This window comes from Kitasatospora sp. NBC_00458 (assembly GCF_036013975.1).
In the GTDB taxonomy this organism is placed as follows: Bacteria; Actinomycetota; Actinomycetes; order Streptomycetales; family Streptomycetaceae; genus Kitasatospora.
On the sequence record NZ_CP107904.1, the window covers coordinates 5,918,217 to 5,934,481 of the forward strand.

Annotated in this window: 17 protein-coding genes; 16 read left to right on the forward strand and 1 reads right to left on the reverse strand. The window is 73.0% G+C overall.

Annotated features, from left to right (window positions below; translation table 11 throughout):
• Positions 1-235 precede the first annotated feature (235 nt).
• Positions 236-1,069 carry a class I SAM-dependent methyltransferase gene (locus OG550_RS24725; protein WP_327681030.1) on the reverse strand — a complete coding sequence of 278 codons (834 nt, stop codon included), beginning with the start codon at positions 1,067-1,069 and terminating at the stop codon, positions 236-238.
• Positions 1,070-1,264: 195 nt separating this feature from the next.
• Between OG550_RS24725 and proS the strand changes: the two genes are divergently transcribed.
• From proS to dprA, 16 genes are all read left to right on the forward strand, one after another.
• Complete coding sequence (proS, locus tag OG550_RS24730; RefSeq protein WP_327681032.1) at positions 1,265-2,677, forward strand: proline--tRNA ligase; 1,413 nt, start codon at positions 1,265-1,267, stop codon at positions 2,675-2,677.
• Between the two features lie 498 nt (positions 2,678-3,175).
• On the forward strand, positions 3,176-3,754 hold the full coding sequence (locus OG550_RS24735; RefSeq protein WP_327681034.1) for a hypothetical protein: 579 nt from the start codon (positions 3,176-3,178) through the stop codon (positions 3,752-3,754).
• A 511-nt stretch (positions 3,755-4,265) separates the two neighbouring features.
• A complete protein-coding gene (gene rpsP, locus OG550_RS24740; RefSeq protein ID WP_327681036.1) occupies positions 4,266-4,694 on the forward strand; it encodes a 30S ribosomal protein S16 in 429 nt (142 codons plus the stop codon).
• A 2-nt stretch (positions 4,695-4,696) separates the two neighbouring features.
• Positions 4,697-4,936: an RNA-binding protein gene (locus OG550_RS24745; protein WP_030306741.1), complete on the forward strand. Its 240-nt coding sequence runs from the start codon at positions 4,697-4,699 to the stop codon at positions 4,934-4,936.
• A 131-nt stretch (positions 4,937-5,067) separates the two neighbouring features.
• Entirely contained in the window at positions 5,068-5,661 is a 594-nt protein-coding gene (gene rimM, locus OG550_RS24750) for a ribosome maturation factor RimM (RefSeq protein ID WP_327681039.1), read from the forward strand.
• Positions 5,662-5,789: 128 nt separating this feature from the next.
• Positions 5,790-6,608 carry a tRNA (guanosine(37)-N1)-methyltransferase TrmD gene (gene trmD, locus OG550_RS24755; RefSeq protein WP_327684110.1) on the forward strand — a complete coding sequence of 273 codons (819 nt, stop codon included), beginning with the start codon at positions 5,790-5,792 and terminating at the stop codon, positions 6,606-6,608.
• Positions 6,609-6,762: 154 nt separating this feature from the next.
• On the forward strand, positions 6,763-7,113 hold the full coding sequence (rplS, locus tag OG550_RS24760; RefSeq protein ID WP_063347674.1) for a 50S ribosomal protein L19: 351 nt from the start codon (positions 6,763-6,765) through the stop codon (positions 7,111-7,113).
• A 77-nt stretch (positions 7,114-7,190) separates the two neighbouring features.
• Positions 7,191-8,165 (forward strand): signal peptidase I, encoded by a 975-nt coding sequence (gene lepB / locus OG550_RS24765; protein WP_327681043.1) that lies wholly within the window; start codon positions 7,191-7,193, stop codon positions 8,163-8,165.
• 223 nt (positions 8,166-8,388) lie between these two features.
• Positions 8,389-9,240 (forward strand): signal peptidase I, encoded by an 852-nt coding sequence (lepB, locus tag OG550_RS24770; RefSeq protein ID WP_442906073.1) that lies wholly within the window; start codon positions 8,389-8,391, stop codon positions 9,238-9,240.
• Positions 9,241-9,485: 245 nt separating this feature from the next.
• A complete protein-coding gene (gene lepB / locus OG550_RS24775; protein ID WP_327681047.1) occupies positions 9,486-10,490 on the forward strand; it encodes a signal peptidase I in 1,005 nt (334 codons plus the stop codon).
• A gap of 145 nt (positions 10,491-10,635) precedes the next feature.
• On the forward strand, positions 10,636-11,385 hold the full coding sequence (lepB, locus tag OG550_RS24780; protein ID WP_327681048.1) for a signal peptidase I: 750 nt from the start codon (positions 10,636-10,638) through the stop codon (positions 11,383-11,385).
• 118 nt (positions 11,386-11,503) lie between these two features.
• Positions 11,504-11,977, forward strand: a complete 474-nt coding sequence (locus tag OG550_RS24785; protein WP_327681050.1) for an NUDIX domain-containing protein — start codon at positions 11,504-11,506, stop codon at positions 11,975-11,977.
• Positions 11,978-12,032: 55 nt separating this feature from the next.
• Positions 12,033-12,359: a DUF2469 domain-containing protein gene (locus tag OG550_RS24790; protein ID WP_030306725.1), complete on the forward strand. Its 327-nt coding sequence runs from the start codon at positions 12,033-12,035 to the stop codon at positions 12,357-12,359.
• 306 nt (positions 12,360-12,665) lie between these two features.
• On the forward strand, positions 12,666-13,088 hold the full coding sequence (locus tag OG550_RS24795) for a YraN family protein (protein ID WP_327684112.1): 423 nt from the start codon (positions 12,666-12,668) through the stop codon (positions 13,086-13,088).
• Between the two features lies 1 nt (position 13,089).
• Positions 13,090-14,814, forward strand: coding sequence for a YifB family Mg chelatase-like AAA ATPase (locus tag OG550_RS24800; RefSeq protein WP_327681052.1), 1,725 nt, complete (start codon positions 13,090-13,092; stop codon positions 14,812-14,814).
• Positions 14,811-16,073, forward strand: a complete 1,263-nt coding sequence (dprA, locus tag OG550_RS24805) for a DNA-processing protein DprA (RefSeq protein ID WP_442906074.1) — start codon at positions 14,811-14,813, stop codon at positions 16,071-16,073. The genes OG550_RS24800 and dprA overlap by 4 nt, the downstream gene beginning before the upstream one ends.
• The last annotated feature ends 192 nt before the right edge of the window (positions 16,074-16,265 follow it).

A 16,265-nucleotide genomic window follows, 5' to 3' on the forward strand; every position in this document is an offset into this window, starting at 1 on the left:
CCGCCGGACCCCGCCGGACCGAGGGGCCTGGGCTGTCGGGGAGTGGGGGACCGGGCCCGGCGGTGGGCCGAACGGGTGAAACGGGCTGGACGGGCCCCGGGATGCGCGGTTGCCGTCGTGGTTCCGGTCTGCGGGGCCCGGGCCGGGGTCGGGGTCGGGGTCGGGCCGGGAGGGCGATGGACGGGGCGTGCGCCGCCCGGCGCGCGCCCCGTTCCGCCGCTCCTGCAGCGGTCGGCTACAACGGTCGGTGAGGCCGCTCGGCGACCAGGTAGCGGAAGACGTTCTCCATCCGCACCGTGCCCTCCGGCCGGAGGTACGGATGCAGCGCCTCCTCCAGCTCCTTCGCCACCAGCGGCAGCCCGGAGAACTCCGCCGCCGCGTCGTACAGGCCGGTCGAGAGCAGCCCGCGCACCGCGCTGTCCAGGTCCGGGTAGGCGAACGGGCAGCCCACCCGGCCGCCGCCGGCCGGACGCAGGCCGGCCCCGGCGAGCAGGTCCTCCAGCGCGCCGGGCGGACTCAGCTCGAACGGATCGCGCGCCGTGCTGCGCCGGGTCATCCGGCGCGCCACGTCCAGGACGGCGGCGCTCTCGCAGCGCTCCCGCGGCCCCCAGGCGGCCAGCACCACGTGCCCGCCGGGGAGCGTCAGACGGGCCGCCTCGGCCACCGTCCGGCGCGGATCGGCGGATCCCGGGAGCCCTTCGAAAACCGTGACCAGCGAATGGGCCGAGCGGGCGACGGCCGCCGCCGGCCGCGGCGCCGGGCCCACCCGCAGCCGGCGGCCCCGGGCCAGCTCGCGCAGCTCGCTCTCCGGCTCCAGGCCGGCGACCTGCGCGCCCCGCCCGGCGGCGAGCAGCAGGGCCAGCCCCGAGCGGCAGCCCAGGCCCAGCACGCTGGTCGCGGGACCGACCTCCAGCCGGTCGTGGACGGCCTCGTAGAGCGGCACCAGCATCCGCTCCTGGATCTCCGCCCAGTCGCGCGCCCGGGCGGCCTGCCCGGCCACCGGGCGCGGGTCGTGCGGTCGTGCGCCCGTGGGTCGTACGGTCGTGCCGGTCACCCGCGCTGAAGCCATCGCGGCCTCCTATCCGGTCCTTGGGTGTGCTGCTCCGGCCCCCCAAAGTCCCGCCCCACTCCAGCGAACAGCGGCTCGGGCGCGGCGTCCAGAGGGGTGCGGGGTGGTGCGCGCGTGTCGGGGTGGTGCGCCCCCCGGTGAGACGACCCGCAATCGATTCGAAGTCGAAGCCCGGATCCCCGTACCATTCGCCCCATGGCTAAGGCACCCGTTCTCACCCCTCAGGCGGAAGACTTCCCGCGCTGGTACCAGGACCTCATCAACAAGGCCGAGCTGGCCGACAACGGTCCGGTGCGCGGCACCATGGTCATCCGACCGTACGGCTACGGCCTGTGGGAGCGGATGCAGCAGGAGATGGACGCCCGGATCAAGAAGGCCGGCGCCCAGAACGCCTACTTCCCGATGTTCATCCCGCAGTCCTACCTGACCAAGGAGGCGGAGCACGTCGAGGGCTTCGCCCCCGAGCTCGCGGTGGTGACCCACGGCGGCGGCAAGCAGCTGGAGGAGCCGGTCGTCGTCCGGCCGACCTCCGAGACGATCATCAACGAGTACTTCTCGAAGTGGGTGCAGAGCCACCGCGACCTGCCCCTGCTGATCAACCAGTGGGCCAACGTGGTCCGCTGGGAGCTCCGCCCGCGCGTCTTCCTGCGCACCACCGAGTTCCTCTGGCAGGAGGGCCACACCGCCCACGCCACGTACGAGGACGCCCGTGACTACGCCTCGATGATCCACACCCAGGTCTACGGCGACTTCATGACCAACGTGCTCGGCATCGACGTCGTGCTCGGCCGCAAGACCGCCAAGGAGCGCTTCGCCGGCGCCATCAACACCCTCACCCTTGAGGGCATGATGGGCGACGGCAAGGCGCTGCAGATGGGCACCAGCCACGAGCTGGGCCAGAACTTCGCCAAGGCGTTCAACACCACCTACCAGCTGCAGGGCGCCGAGCGCGAGTACGTCTGGCAGACCTCCTGGGGCGTCTCGACCCGCATGGTCGGCGGCCTGATCATGTCGCACGGTGACGACAACGGGCTGCGCGTCCCGCCGAGGCTGGCCGCCGTCCAGGCCGTCGTCCTCGCCATCAAGGGCGACGACGCGGTGATCGCCAAGGTCCGCGAGATCGGTGCCAGGCTGGAGGCCGCCGGCATCCGCGTGGTCGTCGACGACCGCACCGACACCCCGTTCGGCCGCCGCGCGGTGGACTGGGAGCTCAAGGGCGTGCCGCTGCGCATCGAGGTCGGCCCGCGCGACCTGGAGAACGGCACCGCGATGCTGGCCCGCCGCATCCCCGGCGGCAAGGCGCCGGTCGCGATCGACGGCCTGGAGCAGCTGCTCCCGGGCATCCTCGACGAGGACCAGGCGCAGCTGCTGCGCGAGTCGCGCGAGCGCCGCGAGGCCCGCACGGTCGACGTGAAGGACCTGGACGAGGCCGTCGAGGCCGCCGCCACCGGCTGGGGCCGGATCTCCTGGGCCGAGCTGGGCCCGGAGGGCGAGGCCAAGCTGGCCGAGCAGGGCGTCTCGGTGCGCTGCATCGTCGCCGCCGACGGCTCGGTGCCGCAGACGGACGACCAGGACGGCAACATCGCGATCGTCGCGCGCGCCTACTGACGGACCGGTACGTCCCGCGGGCGATGTGTCCCTGGCGGCGCCCCGCGCGGGAAGTGCCCCGCGGGATGTCTGAACGGGATGTGTCGAACGGGATGTCGTAATGCGACATCCACGGACGCGGACTGACGGCTGTTGACCGGTGCGACGGGTAATTCGCGCGGCCGGTGACCGGGGTTGTTCCGCGGACGTCTCACATCTCGGCATAGCTACTGGTCGGTCAACTGCCGGTATTAACGGAATAGCGGTACGGTGTACGGCCCGTGGCCCTGTCAACTCGACAGGACCCCGGGCCGTACGTCCTGGGGGCGACAGCCCGTCCCCGGACGGAATTGACGAGGCTCGCCGAGCTCGGCGGCCCCAAACCAGCAGGGGGTTGGTCTTGCGTCAGATCCGAAACGCGCATTTCGCGCGGGCGCGCACATTCCTGAGAGTTTCCTGGGAATTCCCGGGGAACGGGAACATGCGGAACATCGGCTCCTACTCCATCGTTGGTCTAGCGTGAGCACGACACAGCCCCTCGTTCTCGCGGCCGAACTGGCCGCCGCCTGGAGTGACATCCAGGCCTACCATCAGGACCTCCCCGACCTCGCCTCTCCCGAGGCGCTGATCGGCGAGTCCTCCTCGGCCTGTGGTACCCGGCTCGGATTCGAGCGGCTCCTCCACGAGGCTGCCCATGGTCTGGCCGCGGCCCGGGACATCCGGGACACCTCGCGGGCCGGCCGCTACCACAACCGGCGCTTCCTCCTCCTGGCCTCCGAGCTGGGCCTGGCGCACCCGGTCGAACCGCACGCCAGCAGCGGCTTCTCCCAGGTGACCATGCTCAAGGAGACCCAGGAGCGGTACGCCGAGACCATCGAACGCCTGGACCGCGCGCTCGGTGCGCACCAGGAGGCGGTGGCCGGCGAGGGGGCCTCGCGCGCCTTCCGCGGCCCGGCCGCCCGGCACGGCTCCTCCGGGGGCGGCGTCCGGGTGAAGGCGGTCTGCGGCTGCGGGCGCAACGTGCGGGTCGTCCCGTCGGTGCTCGCGCAGGCGTCCATCGTCTGCGGGGCCTGCCAGCAGCCGTTCAAGATCGCGTAGCCCGGGGAGCTGGAACAGCTCGGGGAACCCGGGGGACCGGCCGGTGGCTGTGCGGGCAGTGCGTCCGGCCGACGCGATCGACGGTGTTCGACAGTGATTCGCCAGTGATGTGGATGTGGTTGGGCTGACCGGGAGCGGGGGCTCCCGGTCGACCTGTTTCCCGGCCCCTTCGCGGGCCTCCTCGCAGGCCTCTTCGCAGGCCTCTTCGCCGACCCCTCGCCGACTTCCCCACGGGCCCCTTCGCGGGCCCCTCGGCCGGGTCCTTCCGGCGACCCGTTCGCGGGTCCCCGCCGGGCACCGCACGGCTTTCCCGGGGTGCCGCGGGGCGGCCGCCGGGTCCGGCCCGTGCGAGCCGGTCTGCGCCGGTATGGCACAATGGACAGCTGAGTACTCGGCAGCCGAGCAGGACCCCTCTCTCCTACGGCTGGCGTGTCCCTTGAACGGCCCACCCCGCAACCCCACGCGACGGCAGGGCTGCTCACCCACGTCAACACCAGGAGAATCCACTCCCGTGGCAGTCAAGATCAAGCTCAAGCGTCTCGGCAAGATTCGCTCCCCGCACTACCGCATCGTCGTCGCGGACGCCCGCACCAAGCGTGACGGCCGTGCGATCGAGGAGATCGGCATCTACCAGCCGACCTACAACCCCTCGAAGATCGAGGTCGACACCGACCGCGCCCAGTACTGGCTGTCCGTCGGCGCCCAGCCGACCGAGCCGGTCCTCGCCATCCTCAAGCTGACCGGCGACTGGCAGAAGTTCAAGGGCCTGCCGGCTCCGGCGCCGCTGCTGGTCGCCGAGCCGAAGGTCGAGGACTTCTCGCACCTGTTCGCCAAGGCCGTCGCCGGCTTCGAGGACGCCACCACCGGTGTCGCCATCACCCCGAAGGCCAAGAAGTCGGACAAGGCCGAGGCTGAGGCCGACGCCGCCGCCGAGGCCTGAGCGTGATCGAGGACGCCCTCGACCACTTGGTGAAGGGCATCGTCGAGCACCCCGACGAGGTGCAGGTGCGCTCGCGCAACCTGCGTCGGGGCAACACCATCGAGGTGCGAGTGCACCCCGATGACCTCGGCAAGGTGATCGGCCGGGGCGGCCGCACGGCGCGCGCACTGCGCACCGTGGTCGGCGCCCTCGGCGGTCGCAACGTCCGGGTCGACCTCGTCGACGTGGACAGCATTCGCTGACGCAGCTGTTCGCTCAGCCGTCGGGCCTGGGGCCGGCCGGGACGCATGTCGTCCCGGTCGGCCCTTCGCCGTTTTCTCTCGCTGCCCACCGCGGCAGTCTTCCCAAGCACTCACCCAGGAGAACGATCACCGTGCAGCTCGTCGTCGGCAGGATCGGCCGCGCCCACGGCATCAGGGGGGACGTCAGCGTCGAGGTCCGCACCGACGAGCCGGAACTCCGGCTCGGGCCCGGTGCCGTCCTGTCCACCGACCCGGCGTCGGCCGGACCGCTGACCGTCGAGTCCGGCAAGGTGCACAGCGGCCGGCTGCTGCTCCGGTTCGCCGGCGTCAAGGACCGCAACGCCGCCGAGGCGCTGCGCGGCACCGTCCTCATCGCCGAGGTCGACCCGGAGGAGCGTCCGGACGACCCGGAGGAGTACTACGACCACCAGCTGATCGGCCTGGACGTGGTGCTGCTCGACGGCACCCCGGTCGGTGAGCTCACCGAGGTCGTCCACCTGCCCTACCAGGACCTGCTCACGGTCAGGAAGGCCGACGGGACGGAGGTCCTGGTGCCCTTCGTCAGCCGGATCGTGCCGGTCATCGACCTGGAGAACCAGCGTGCCGTGATCGACCCGCCCGGCGGGCTGATCGACCCGGACGGGGCGGACGTCGCCGGAGGGGACTCCGAGGAGCCCGGCGACGGCGCGGAGGGATCCGCCGAAGGCCGGGAGGAGTCGGAGTGACCGCCGAGGAGACCACCGCTCCGGCCCCTGCCCCGGCCCCCGTCTCGGCCCGTGCTCCGGCTGGCACGGAGAGCGCCGTGGAGAGCGGTGCGGGCACTGCGGCCGGGGCTCCGGCGGTGCAGAGCGGGATGCGGATCGACGTCGTCTCGATCTTCCCCGAGTACCTGGAGCCGCTGAACATCTCGCTGGTCGGCAAGGCGCGCGCCCGCGGCCAGCTCGACGTGCACGTCCACGACCTCCGCGACTGGACGCACGACGTGCACCGCACCGTCGACGACAGCCCGTACGGCGGCGGCCCGGGCATGGTGATGAAGCCCGAACCGTGGGGCGAGGCCCTCGACGCGGTGATCGGCCGGGGCCCGGCGGGCGAGGTGCCCACCCTGGTGGTGCCCACGCCCAGCGGCCGGCCCTTCACCCAGGAGCTGGCGCAGGAGCTCGCCGGCCGGCCCTGGCTCGCGTTCACCCCCGCCCGTTACGAGGGCATCGACCGCCGGGTGATCGACGAGGCGGCCACCCGGATGCCGGTCGTCGAGGCGTCGATCGGTGACTACGTGCTCGCCGGCGGCGAGGTCGCGGTCCTGGTCATGGTCGAGGCGATCGCCCGCCTGCTGCCGGGAGTGCTCGGCAACGCCGAATCCCACCGGGACGACTCCTTCGCGCCCGGCGCGATGGCCGACCTGCTGGAGGGCCCGATCTACACCAAGCCCGCCGAGTGGCGCGGTCGCACGGTGCCGGACGTGCTGCTGAGCGGCAACCACGGCCGGATCGCCCGCTGGCGGCGTGAGCAGGCCTTCGCCCGCACCCTGGCGAACCGGCCGGACCTGGTGGAGCGCTGGCAGCGCGGCGCCTTCGACAAGAAGGACCGGGAGGCGCTCAGCGTTCTCGGCCTGGCCTGGGACGAGGGGCTCGGCCGATTTCGGTCTGTGGCCGGTGATGTGGAAGAATAGGCCGCTGCTGTCTGTCGCTGGGCTCCTCCCGTAGGAGTCACGTGGTTCGGCGCCCCCGCCACGGGGGGACCGCCGGTCGCCGACGCGGCCCGCAGCAGACCCCATTGTGACGAACTTCCGTGGGCGGCCCGTGGCGCCTGCGATGGAGAGCAACATGAGCAACAAGCTCGCTGCTGTCGACGCGGCTTCGCTGCGTAGCGACATTCCGGCCTTCCGCGCCGGTGACACCCTGAAGGTTCACGTCCGGGTCATCGAGGGCAACCGCTCCCGTGTCCAGGTCTTCCAGGGCGTCGTCATCCGTCGTCACGGCGCCGGCGTCGGTGAGACCTTCACCGTTCGCAAGGTCAGCTTCAACGTCGGTGTCGAGCGCACCTTCCCGGTGCACACCCCGGTCGTCGAGAAGATCGAGGTCGTGACCCGCGGTGCGGTTCGCCGCGCCAAGCTGTACTACCTGCGTGACCTCCGCGGCAAGGCCGCGAAGATCAAGGAGAAGCGCGACCGCTGATCCACCGGCCCCCGGCACTGCCGGGGGATCGGAACGCTCTGGGGGGCCGGCCTGCCGCACGGTAAGCTCAGCCCCCGATGAGCACGCACGAACCACCCGCGGACCGCGACGGCTGTCCCGCACCCACCGGTGCGGACTCGCCGACGCGGTCCGCGGTCGTTTCCGCAGGTGATCCCGGCACCGCTGCCGCGGACGGCGCCGCCGTCGAGGCCCCGGCGGCCGGACCGGCGGGAGCGGTCGGGCCGGCGCGAGCGGTCGGGCCGGTGGAGGGTGCGAAGCAGGCCGCGGAGGGTGCCGAGGACGCCGACGGCGGTGACGGCACCGAGGGCGGCGAGGGCGGCGACACCAAGGACGCCGAGGACCCCGAGGAGCCGTCCCGATCGCGATCCCGGGACCTCCTGCTGCTCGCCGGGACCTGCCTGTTCGTGCTGCTGGTGGTGAACGCCTTCGTGGCGCGGCCCTTCTCCGTACCGTCCGGGTCGATGGAGAACAGCCTGCGGCCCGGCGACCGCCTGATCGTGAACCAGCTGTCCTACGCCTTCGGCGGCCACCCCCGACGGGGCGACGTGGTGGTGTTCGACGGCACTGGCTCCTTCCTGCGCAAGCCGTTCGAGCGGGGCGGAATCTGGAGCGGGTTGCGCTCCTTCGGCCGGGACGTCGGGCTGGTGCCGGCCGGCGACTCGGTCTACGTGAAGCGGGTCATCGGTGTCGGCGGCGACCGCGTCACCAGCGCCGGTCCGGGGCACCCGATCACCGTGAACGGTGTGCCGGTCGACGAGTCCGCCTACCTGTCGCCGGGGGACGAGCCGTCCGGCGTGGCCTTCGACATCGTGGTCCCGGCTGGAAAACTCTGGGTGATGGGCGACCACCGGAGCGCGTCCCGGGACTCGCGCGACCACCTCGGCGATCCCGGTGGCGGATTCGTGCCGGAGGACAAGGTGATCGGGCGGGCCGCTTGGGTGGTCTACCCGATCGGGCACTGGAGCAGCCTGGACCGGCCGGCGGCGTTCGCCGCGACAGGGGGGACGGGTGGCCATGGGGACCAGAGGTAGGGGCAGGCTCGCCGACCGCCCGGACCCCGGCGCCTCCGGATCGACCGGATCGACCGGAGTGGGCGCGATACCGGGGACGGTTCCGTCCGGGCAGGCCCGGTCCGACTCGGCGGGGATCGAGTCGGCGGGGACCAAACCGACGGGGACCGAGTCGACGGGTTCCGGTGTGGTGGCTCCCGGGCCGACCGCGTCCGGGCCGACCGCGTCCGGTGGGGCGGCCCCGGTGGTGCGGGGCCGGGCCGAGCGCCGTCGCACCGCCCGGCGGGCGGCCCGCCGCCGCAGACGCTCCCACCTGCGGGAGATCCCGCTGATCGTCGTGGTGGCGCTGGTGGTGGCACTGGTGATGAAGACCTTCCTGGTGCAGGTCTTCGTGATCCCGTCCGGTTCGATGGAGCAGACCATCCAGATCGGGGACCGGGTGCTGGTGGACAAGCTCACCCCCTGGTTCGGTGCCGAGCCGGAGCGCGGCGAGGTGGTGGTGTTCAAGGATCCGGGCGGCTGGCTGGAGAACGGCCACCACGGGTCGTCGAAGGACGGACCGGTCCTGCACGGGGCCAAACAGGTGCTCACCTTCGTCGGGCTGCTGCCGTCGGACAACGAGCAGGACCTGATCAAGCGGGTGATCGGTGTCGGCGGCGACACGGTGGAGTGCTGCGACGACCAGGGCCGGGTCAGCCTCAACGGCAAGGCGCTGGACGAGCCCTACCTGGCGCCGGGCAACCCGCCCTCCCGGCAGCCGTTCAAGGTGCAGGTGCCGCAGGGCCGGCTCTGGGTCATGGGCGACCACCGCGACGTGTCGGCGGACTCCCGTTTTCACATGGGGAATCCGGGCCAGGGCACGATCCCGGTGAGCGGTGTGGTGGGGCGGGCCTTCATGATCGCTTGGCCGGTGGGCCGGGTTCATCAACTCGACGTGCCGGTTTCACTCTCCTCGGTGGCGTCGGCCCCGGAGGCGCGCGGAACTGCGCCGAACTCCGTGGGTGTTGGGCCGGGTCCGGAGGAACCTCCGCTCGTTATGGGTGTGTTGGGCATCCTTCCGCTTGTCGGCCGCAGGGTGGGGCGAGCCCGGTCCTAGACCGGTGCGGGTCGACGGTCGGCCGGTCGCGCGTGTGGGACCGCGAGCCGGATGCCCGGGAGTGATAGAGAAGTGCTGGGTGCGGCCGGTCCGTGTCGACTGGTCGCGCCCGAAGGCTGTGCTGGTGTCAGGTGTGCCCGGACCGGGTGGCCCTGGCGTTCACGGTCGGTGGTGGAGCGTGGTGCCCGCTGTGCGGCACTGTGAGCGCGGGCGCACGGGCGTCCGCACAGCAGGGAGGAGACGTTGTGGGGGATTTGGTGATCGGCGCCCGCTCAGGCGCCGGAGAGCCCGAGGGCTCCGGCAGCAGGGCGGCCCGGTCCGCGGAGCCGGCGGCGCCGTCGGCCTCGGCCGATGACGCGACGGCCCAGTCCGCCGACGAGCACGGCAACGGCGCGGACGACGCTTCGGAGGACATCGGGTCCGGCACCGCGCCGGCCGACGAGACGGAGGAGCGACCGGACCGGAAGGAGCGCAAGCAGCGCTCGTTCTGGAAGGAGCTGCCGATCCTGATCGGCATCGCCCTGGTCCTGGCGCTGGTGATCAAGACCTTCTTCGTCCAGGCGTTCTCCATTCCGTCGGAGTCGATGCAGAACACGCTCCAGGTCGGTGACCGCGTCCTGGTGGACAAGCTCACTCCGTGGTTCGGCGCCGAGCCGGAGCGCGGCGAGGTGGTCGTGTTCCACGACCCGGGCGGCTGGCTGGCCGACGAGCCCACCAACGAGAGCAGCAACTCCTTCGTCCGCGGTGTCCAGGACGTGCTCAGCTTCGTCGGTCTGATGCCCTCGGACAACGAGAAGGACCTGATCAAGCGGGTCATCGCGATCGGCGGCGACACCGTCGAGTGCGAGGGCGAAGGCCCGGTGAAGGTCAACGGGATCGCACTCGACGAGCCGTACGTCTACCCGGGCAACACCCCCTGCGGCACCAAGCCGTTCGGCCCGGTGAAGGTGCCGGACGACAGCATCTGGGTGATGGGCGACCACCGCGCGGACTCGCTCGACTCGCGGTTCCACATGGACCAGCCGGGCGGCGGCAGCGTCCCCGTGGACGAGGTGATCGGGCGTGCCTTCGTGGTGGCCTGGCCGATCGACCACTGGTCCACACTGCCGGTGCCGGCGACCTTCGACCAGAAGGGCCTCTCCGCGGCGGCCCCGGTCGTGCCGGCCGCTGCCGGTGCCGTGGGCGCCGTGGCGCTGCTCCCGCTGGTGCGCCGGATGAGGAACCGGGCGGACCGCGACGAGCGGTCCTGACACCGAACCGCTTCCTCCCGGGTCTTGCGCGGGCCGTGGTACCGACGAGTAATCTGCTCGGACGTGCCACGGCCCGCCGGGTTCTCCGCCCGTGGCCCCGGCGCACCGTGAGCGTTTCCGGTTCGGTCAGGGTTGGACGGTGTCGATGAGCAGTGTCGTGGAACGGGCGCCCGACCGTCCGCCGGCCGCCCCGCAGACCCGGCGCAAGCCCGCAGCCGTGCTGCAGGGCGTCCTGCTCGGCATCGGCCTGGTCCTGCTGATCGGCGGCTTCGCGGTGATCGCCGTGAACTACCGGCCGTACGACATCCCGACCGCCTCGATGGCCCCCACGCTCCAGGTCGGGGACACCGTCCTGGCCAGGAAGGCCGGCGGCGCGGACGTCGGCCGGGGTGACGTGGTGATCTTCCGCGACCAGGCCTGGGGCGACCAGCTGATGGTCAAGCGCGTGGTCGCGGTCGGCGGCGACACGGTCGCCGTCGGCGGCGGCGACCAGCGGCTGACCGTCAACGGCAAGCCGGTGGACGAGTCGTACCTCGCCTCGCAGGGCCCGCAGGGCGGCTCCTTCAACGTGACGGTCCCGGAGGGCCGCCTCTTCCTGCTCGGCGACAACCGGCTGGGCTCGCTGGACTCCCGCGTCCACCTGGAGGTCGACGGCGGGACCGTCCCGGCCACCGACGTGGAAGCCCGGGTGGAGGGCACCGTGCTTCCGCTCGGCCGGGCGGGCCTGTTCGGCGGTACCCGTGCGTTCGACGCGGTCGGCGGTGCGGGCCCGGCCGGCCCGGGGCCGCTGGAGCCGGCCTTCTACGCGACCGTCGTGGGCACGGCGACGATCGTCGTGACCTCGGCGGTGGGCGGGGTCACGGGCCTGGTCCGCAGGCGCGGCCGACCGTCCTGACCCCCTTCCGCACCGCCCCCCGCCGGGCCGCTCTGCCGAACCTCGCCCCGGACGGCCGCGCCGGGTGGCAGGATCGGGAGAACGACCGGGCCGGACGAAGGGAGTGTGGGGACCCGCCATGACGGCACAGCGGCGCAGGGCCTCGCGGATCCTGCTGCTGGACGGCCGGGACCGCCTGCTGCTCTTCCACGGGACGGACCCCGCGACACCGGACGTCACCTGGTGGTTCACACCCGGCGGCGGCTTGGAGCCCGGCGAGGGTCCGCGCGAGGCGGCCGAGCGGGAGCTGCGGGAGGAGACCGGCCTGCGGAGCGTGGAGCTGGGACCGGTGGTGGCGTACGGCACGGCGTCGTTCTCCTATCGGGGGCGGCGTTACGAGCAGGAGCAGTGGTTCCACCTGGCCCGGACCGTGGACACGGTGCTCGACCACTCGGGCATGGGCACGGACGAGCACGCCCAGTTGCTCGCGGCGCGCTGGTGGACGGTCGGGGAACTGAGAGCCACCACCGAGACGGTCCATCCGGCCGGACTGGTGGACTTTCTGGAGCGTCTGTTGACCGAGGGGCCACCGGTCGTTCCGGTAAGGCTCTGAGGGTGGGTGCGGTGGTCCACAATGGGTGGACGTGACAAGTTGAGGGGACGCCTGGATGAGTGCCGAAGATCTCGAAAAGTACGAGACCGAGATGGAGCTCAAGCTCTACCGGGAGTACCGGGACGTCGTCGGCCTGTTCAAGTACGTGATCGAGACCGAACGACGGTTCTACCTCACCAACGACTACGAGCTGCAGGTGCACTCGGTCCAGGGCGAGGTGTTCTTCGAGGTGTCGATGGCGGATGCGTGGGTCTGGGACATGTACCGGCCGGCCCGGTTCGTCCGCAAGGTCCGGGTGCTGACCTTCAAGGACGTGAACATCGAGGAGCTCGCGAAGAGCGATCTGGAGCTGCCCTCGGACGAACCCGGCTTCGGGAACTGACGGTGGACCGCTCCGCCCCCGGATGTCCAGGGGAATTTCGGGTATCCCGGGATTACCACCCCTGCGGGTGACAAGAGTTATCCACAGGCCCGGGTTGTCCACAGGAAAGGACAACCCCCTGGTCCGCCCCCGGACCGCACGGCAACCTCCGCGGCGGAGGTGGTCACCGTGCAGGACACCAAGCGCGCCACGCGCAAGCAGACAGCGAAGGCCCCGCAGGACGGGAGGCCGCGCCGGAGGGCGGCGCGGTCCGCGGCGGGCGGGCAGTCCCCGCCGACCGCCCCCGAGGCCGCCGCCCGGGGGCGGATCGGCAACAGCGGCCTCGGCCGCTACGGGGAGCAGGTCGCCGCCCGCCGGCTGGCGGAGGACGGGCTGCACATCCTGGACCGCAACTGGCGGTGCGTCGAGGGCGAGCTGGACATCGTCGCCCTCGACGGCGACACGGTGGCGGTCTGCGAGGTGAAGACCCGCTCCGAGCGGGGGTTCCAGCAGCCCACCCAGGCGATCGACCGGACCAAGGCGGCCCGGCTGAGACGGCTGGCGGAGCGCTGGATGGCCGAGCGCTGGCCGGACCACTTCGCCCGGCTGGCCGGGCCCGGCTACCTGCCCGGACCGGCCGATCCGCCCTGGGTGCCCGCCCCGCCCGGTGGCGTCCGGATCGACCTGGTCGCCGTCATCAACCGGATCCGCGGCGCCGCCTCGGTGGACCACCTGCGGGGGGTGGTCTGAGATGGCCTTCGCCCGGACGTGTTCCGTCGCGCTGGTCGGCGTCGACGGCGTGATCGTCGAGGTCCAGGCCGATCTGGAGCCCGGGGTGGCGGCGTTCACCCTGGTCGGCCTGCCCGACAAGGCGCTCTCCGAGGCCCGCGACCGCGTGCGTGCGGCGGTCGTCAACAGCGGCGAGTCCTGGCCGCAGCGGAAGCTGACCGTCGGGCTGAGCCCGGCGTCGGTGCCCAAGAGCGGCAGCGGTTTCGACCTCGCGGTGGCCTGCGCCGTACTGGCCGCCGCCGAACGGCTGGACCCGACCACGATCGCGGACCTCCTGGTCATCGGCGAACTCGGGCTCGACGGGCGGGTGCGCCCGGTGCGCGGGGTGCTCCCGTCCGTGCTGGCCGCCGCCGACGCCGGCTACCAGCGGGTCGTGGTGGCCGAGCAGACCGCAGCGGAAGCCTCGCTCGTCCCCGGGGTGGAGGTCATCGGCGTGCGGAGCCTGCGCCAGCTGGTGGCCGTACTCACCGGAGCCCCCGAGCCCGAGGAGCCGCCGGACCGGGTCGGCGGGCGCCCCGATCCCCTGATGGCGGGCCTGATGCTCCCCGGGGCCGGGGTGCGCGGGCTGCCCGACGACGCCGCCTCCCGGCTGGACCTCGCCGACGTGGCCGGGCAGTACGAGGCCCGCAGGGCCCTGGAGATCGCCGCCGCCGGCGGTCACCACCTCTACCTGAAGGGACCGCCGGGCGCGGGCAAGACCATGCTGGCCGAGCGGCTGCCGTCGCTCCTGCCGCCGCTCACCCAGAAGGAGGCGCTGGAGGTCACCGCGGTCCACTCCGTGGCCGGGCTGCTCCCGGCCGGCCGGCCGCTGATCGACCGCGCGCCCTACTGCGCCCCGCACCACTCCACGACCATGCCGGCGATCGTGGGCGGGGGCAGCGGCCTGCCGAGACCGGGTGCGGTCTCGCTGGCCCACCGGGGCGTCCTCTTCCTGGACGAGGCGCCGGAGTTCCCCGTCCGGGTCCTGGACGCGCTGCGCCAACCGCTCGAATCGGGCGAGGTGGTGATCGCCCGTTCGGCCGGATCGCTCCGGCTGCCGTCCCGTTTCCTGCTCTGCCTGGCCGCGAACCCCTGCCCCTGCGGGCGCCACTCACGGCGGGGGGAGGGGTGCGAGTGCACCCCGGCCATGGTCAGCCGGTACCAGGGCAGGCTCTCCGGCCCGCTGCTCGACCGGGTCGACCTGCAGGTCCAGGTCGCCCCGGTGACCAGGGCCGAGCTGATGGAGCGGGACAGCACCGCGGAGACCACGGAGATCGTCGCGGCGCGCGTCCGGGAGGCGCGCGAGCGGGCCGCCGCCCGGCTGGCGGACACCCCGTGGCGGACCAATGCCGAGGTCCCCGGGTACGAACTCCGGACCCGCTGGCAGCTGGCGGCGGGCGCGCTGAACGACGCCGCACGCCAGCTGGAGCGGGGACTGCTGACCGCCCGCGGCCTGGACCGGGTGCTCCGGGTCGCCTGGACAGTCGCCGACCTCGCCGGCCGGGACCGCCCGGACCAGCGCGACATCCGGACCGCGCTCGTGCTCCGCACCGGCGTCGAACAGGGACTGCCGATGGCCGAGCGCTTCGCCGGCTGGTCCGACCCCGGCCCCACCGGGGGCGACGGACCGGCGCCGAAGCGGCAGGCCCGCCCACGGGCGGCCCGCAACGCACCCGAGCGGCACGTGGAGGAGGAGACCGCCCCGTGAACCACCCCCTGAGCCACACCGCGGACCACCACCCGGCCGGCCCGCCCCCGCCCACCTGCCCGCCCACTTACCCGCCCCGGGTCCCGCCCCCGTGCCCGCCCGGCACCGCGGAGACCGACACGGATCCCGGGCCGGGACCCGACTCCGAGCGCCTCGCCCGGGTGGCGCTGTGCCGCCTCAGCGAACCCGGCGACGCCCTGGTCGGCCGGTGGCTGGCCCGCCTCGGCGCCGTCGAAGCCCTGCGGGCGATCAGGGACGGCACCCCGCCCGACCTTCCGGGGCCGGACACCGGCCGCCTGGCGGGCTACCGGGCACGGCTGGTCGACATCGATCCCGTCGCCGACCTGGAGCGGGTGCGAGGGGCGGGTGGACGCTTCATCATTCCGGGCGACACGGAGTGGCCGAGCCAACTGGACGATCTCGGCGACAGCCGGCCGATCGGGTTGTGGGTGGCCGGCACGGGGTCGCTGCGCCTGCTCGCCCTGCGCTCGGTCGCGGTCGTGGGCGCCCGGGCCTGCACGGCGTACGGCGCCCACGTCGCCGGCGAGCTCTCCGCACAACTCGCCGAACGCGGCTGGGTGGTGGTCTCCGGCGGGGCGTACGGGATCGACGCCGCGGCCCACCGGGGTGCGCTCGCGGTCGGCGGGATGACCATCGGGGTCCTCGCCTGCGGGGTGGACGTGGCCTACCCGAGGGGCAACACCGACCTGATCCGCAGGATCGCCGCCCAGGGGCTCCTGCTGAGCGAACTCGCACCGGGGGAGCACCCCACCCGGTTCCGGTTCGTCCTGCGCAACCGGGTGATCGCGGCGCTGACCAGGGGCACGGTGGTGGTCGAGGCGGCGATGCGCAGCGGGGCGCTCAGCACGGCCAGACGCGCCCGTGACCTCAACCGGCACACCATGGGCGTCGCCGGGCCGGTGACCTCGGAACTCTCGGCCGGCGTGCACGCCCTGATCCGGAGCGGCGGCGCCACCCTGGTCACCGACGCCGCCGAGGTCGTCGAGCTGATCGGGGCGATCGGCGACGACCTGGCGCCGCAGCGCAGCGGCCCCGTACTGCCGCGGGACCTGCTGGAACCCGCGGCGGCGCTGGTCCTGGAGGCGGTGCCGGCCACCGCCGAGGGGGCGCCGGTCGAGCGGTTGGCCCGGCGGTCCGGGTTCCCGCCGGACGAGGTGCTCCACCGGCTCTACGAGCTGGGCTCGCTCGGCTACGTCGAGCGGCACGGCGCGCACTGGCGCCTGGTCAGGAGGAGGTGACGGGCTGACGGGAAGGCGGGCGCGGCGATCCGGTCCGTCCACCGCCGGTACCCGGCTCCGGCGACACGAGTGCCACCGGATCGGGGGACGCCCGAGTGGCGGTAGCACTCCGCAGTGAGTCGGTCACGCTACGCTCGCCATGCCTTCCCTATCAGCACACGACTCGGCAGAACGGCGCAGACCAACGCATGC

Coding starts and splice junctions, on each gene's coding strand:
- trmD (WP_327684110.1), top strand. CDS start 5,790: ATGCGGATCGACGTCGTCTCGATCTTCCCCGAGTACCTGGAGCCGCTG.
- proS (WP_327681032.1), top strand. CDS start 1,265: ATGGCTAAGGCACCCGTTCTCACCCCTCAGGCGGAAGACTTCCCGCGC.
- lepB (WP_327681043.1), top strand. CDS start 7,191: ATGAGCACGCACGAACCACCCGCGGACCGCGACGGCTGTCCCGCACCC.
- OG550_RS24790 (WP_030306725.1), top strand. CDS start 12,033: ATGAGTGCCGAAGATCTCGAAAAGTACGAGACCGAGATGGAGCTCAAG.
- OG550_RS24800 (WP_327681052.1), top strand. CDS start 13,090: ATGGCCTTCGCCCGGACGTGTTCCGTCGCGCTGGTCGGCGTCGACGGC.
- lepB (WP_327681048.1), top strand. CDS start 10,636: ATGAGCAGTGTCGTGGAACGGGCGCCCGACCGTCCGCCGGCCGCCCCG.
- rplS (WP_063347674.1), top strand. CDS start 6,763: ATGAGCAACAAGCTCGCTGCTGTCGACGCGGCTTCGCTGCGTAGCGAC.
- OG550_RS24785 (WP_327681050.1), top strand. CDS start 11,504: ATGACGGCACAGCGGCGCAGGGCCTCGCGGATCCTGCTGCTGGACGGC.
- OG550_RS24725 (WP_327681030.1), bottom strand. CDS start 1,069: ATGGCTTCAGCGCGGGTGACCGGCACGACCGTACGACCCACGGGCGCA.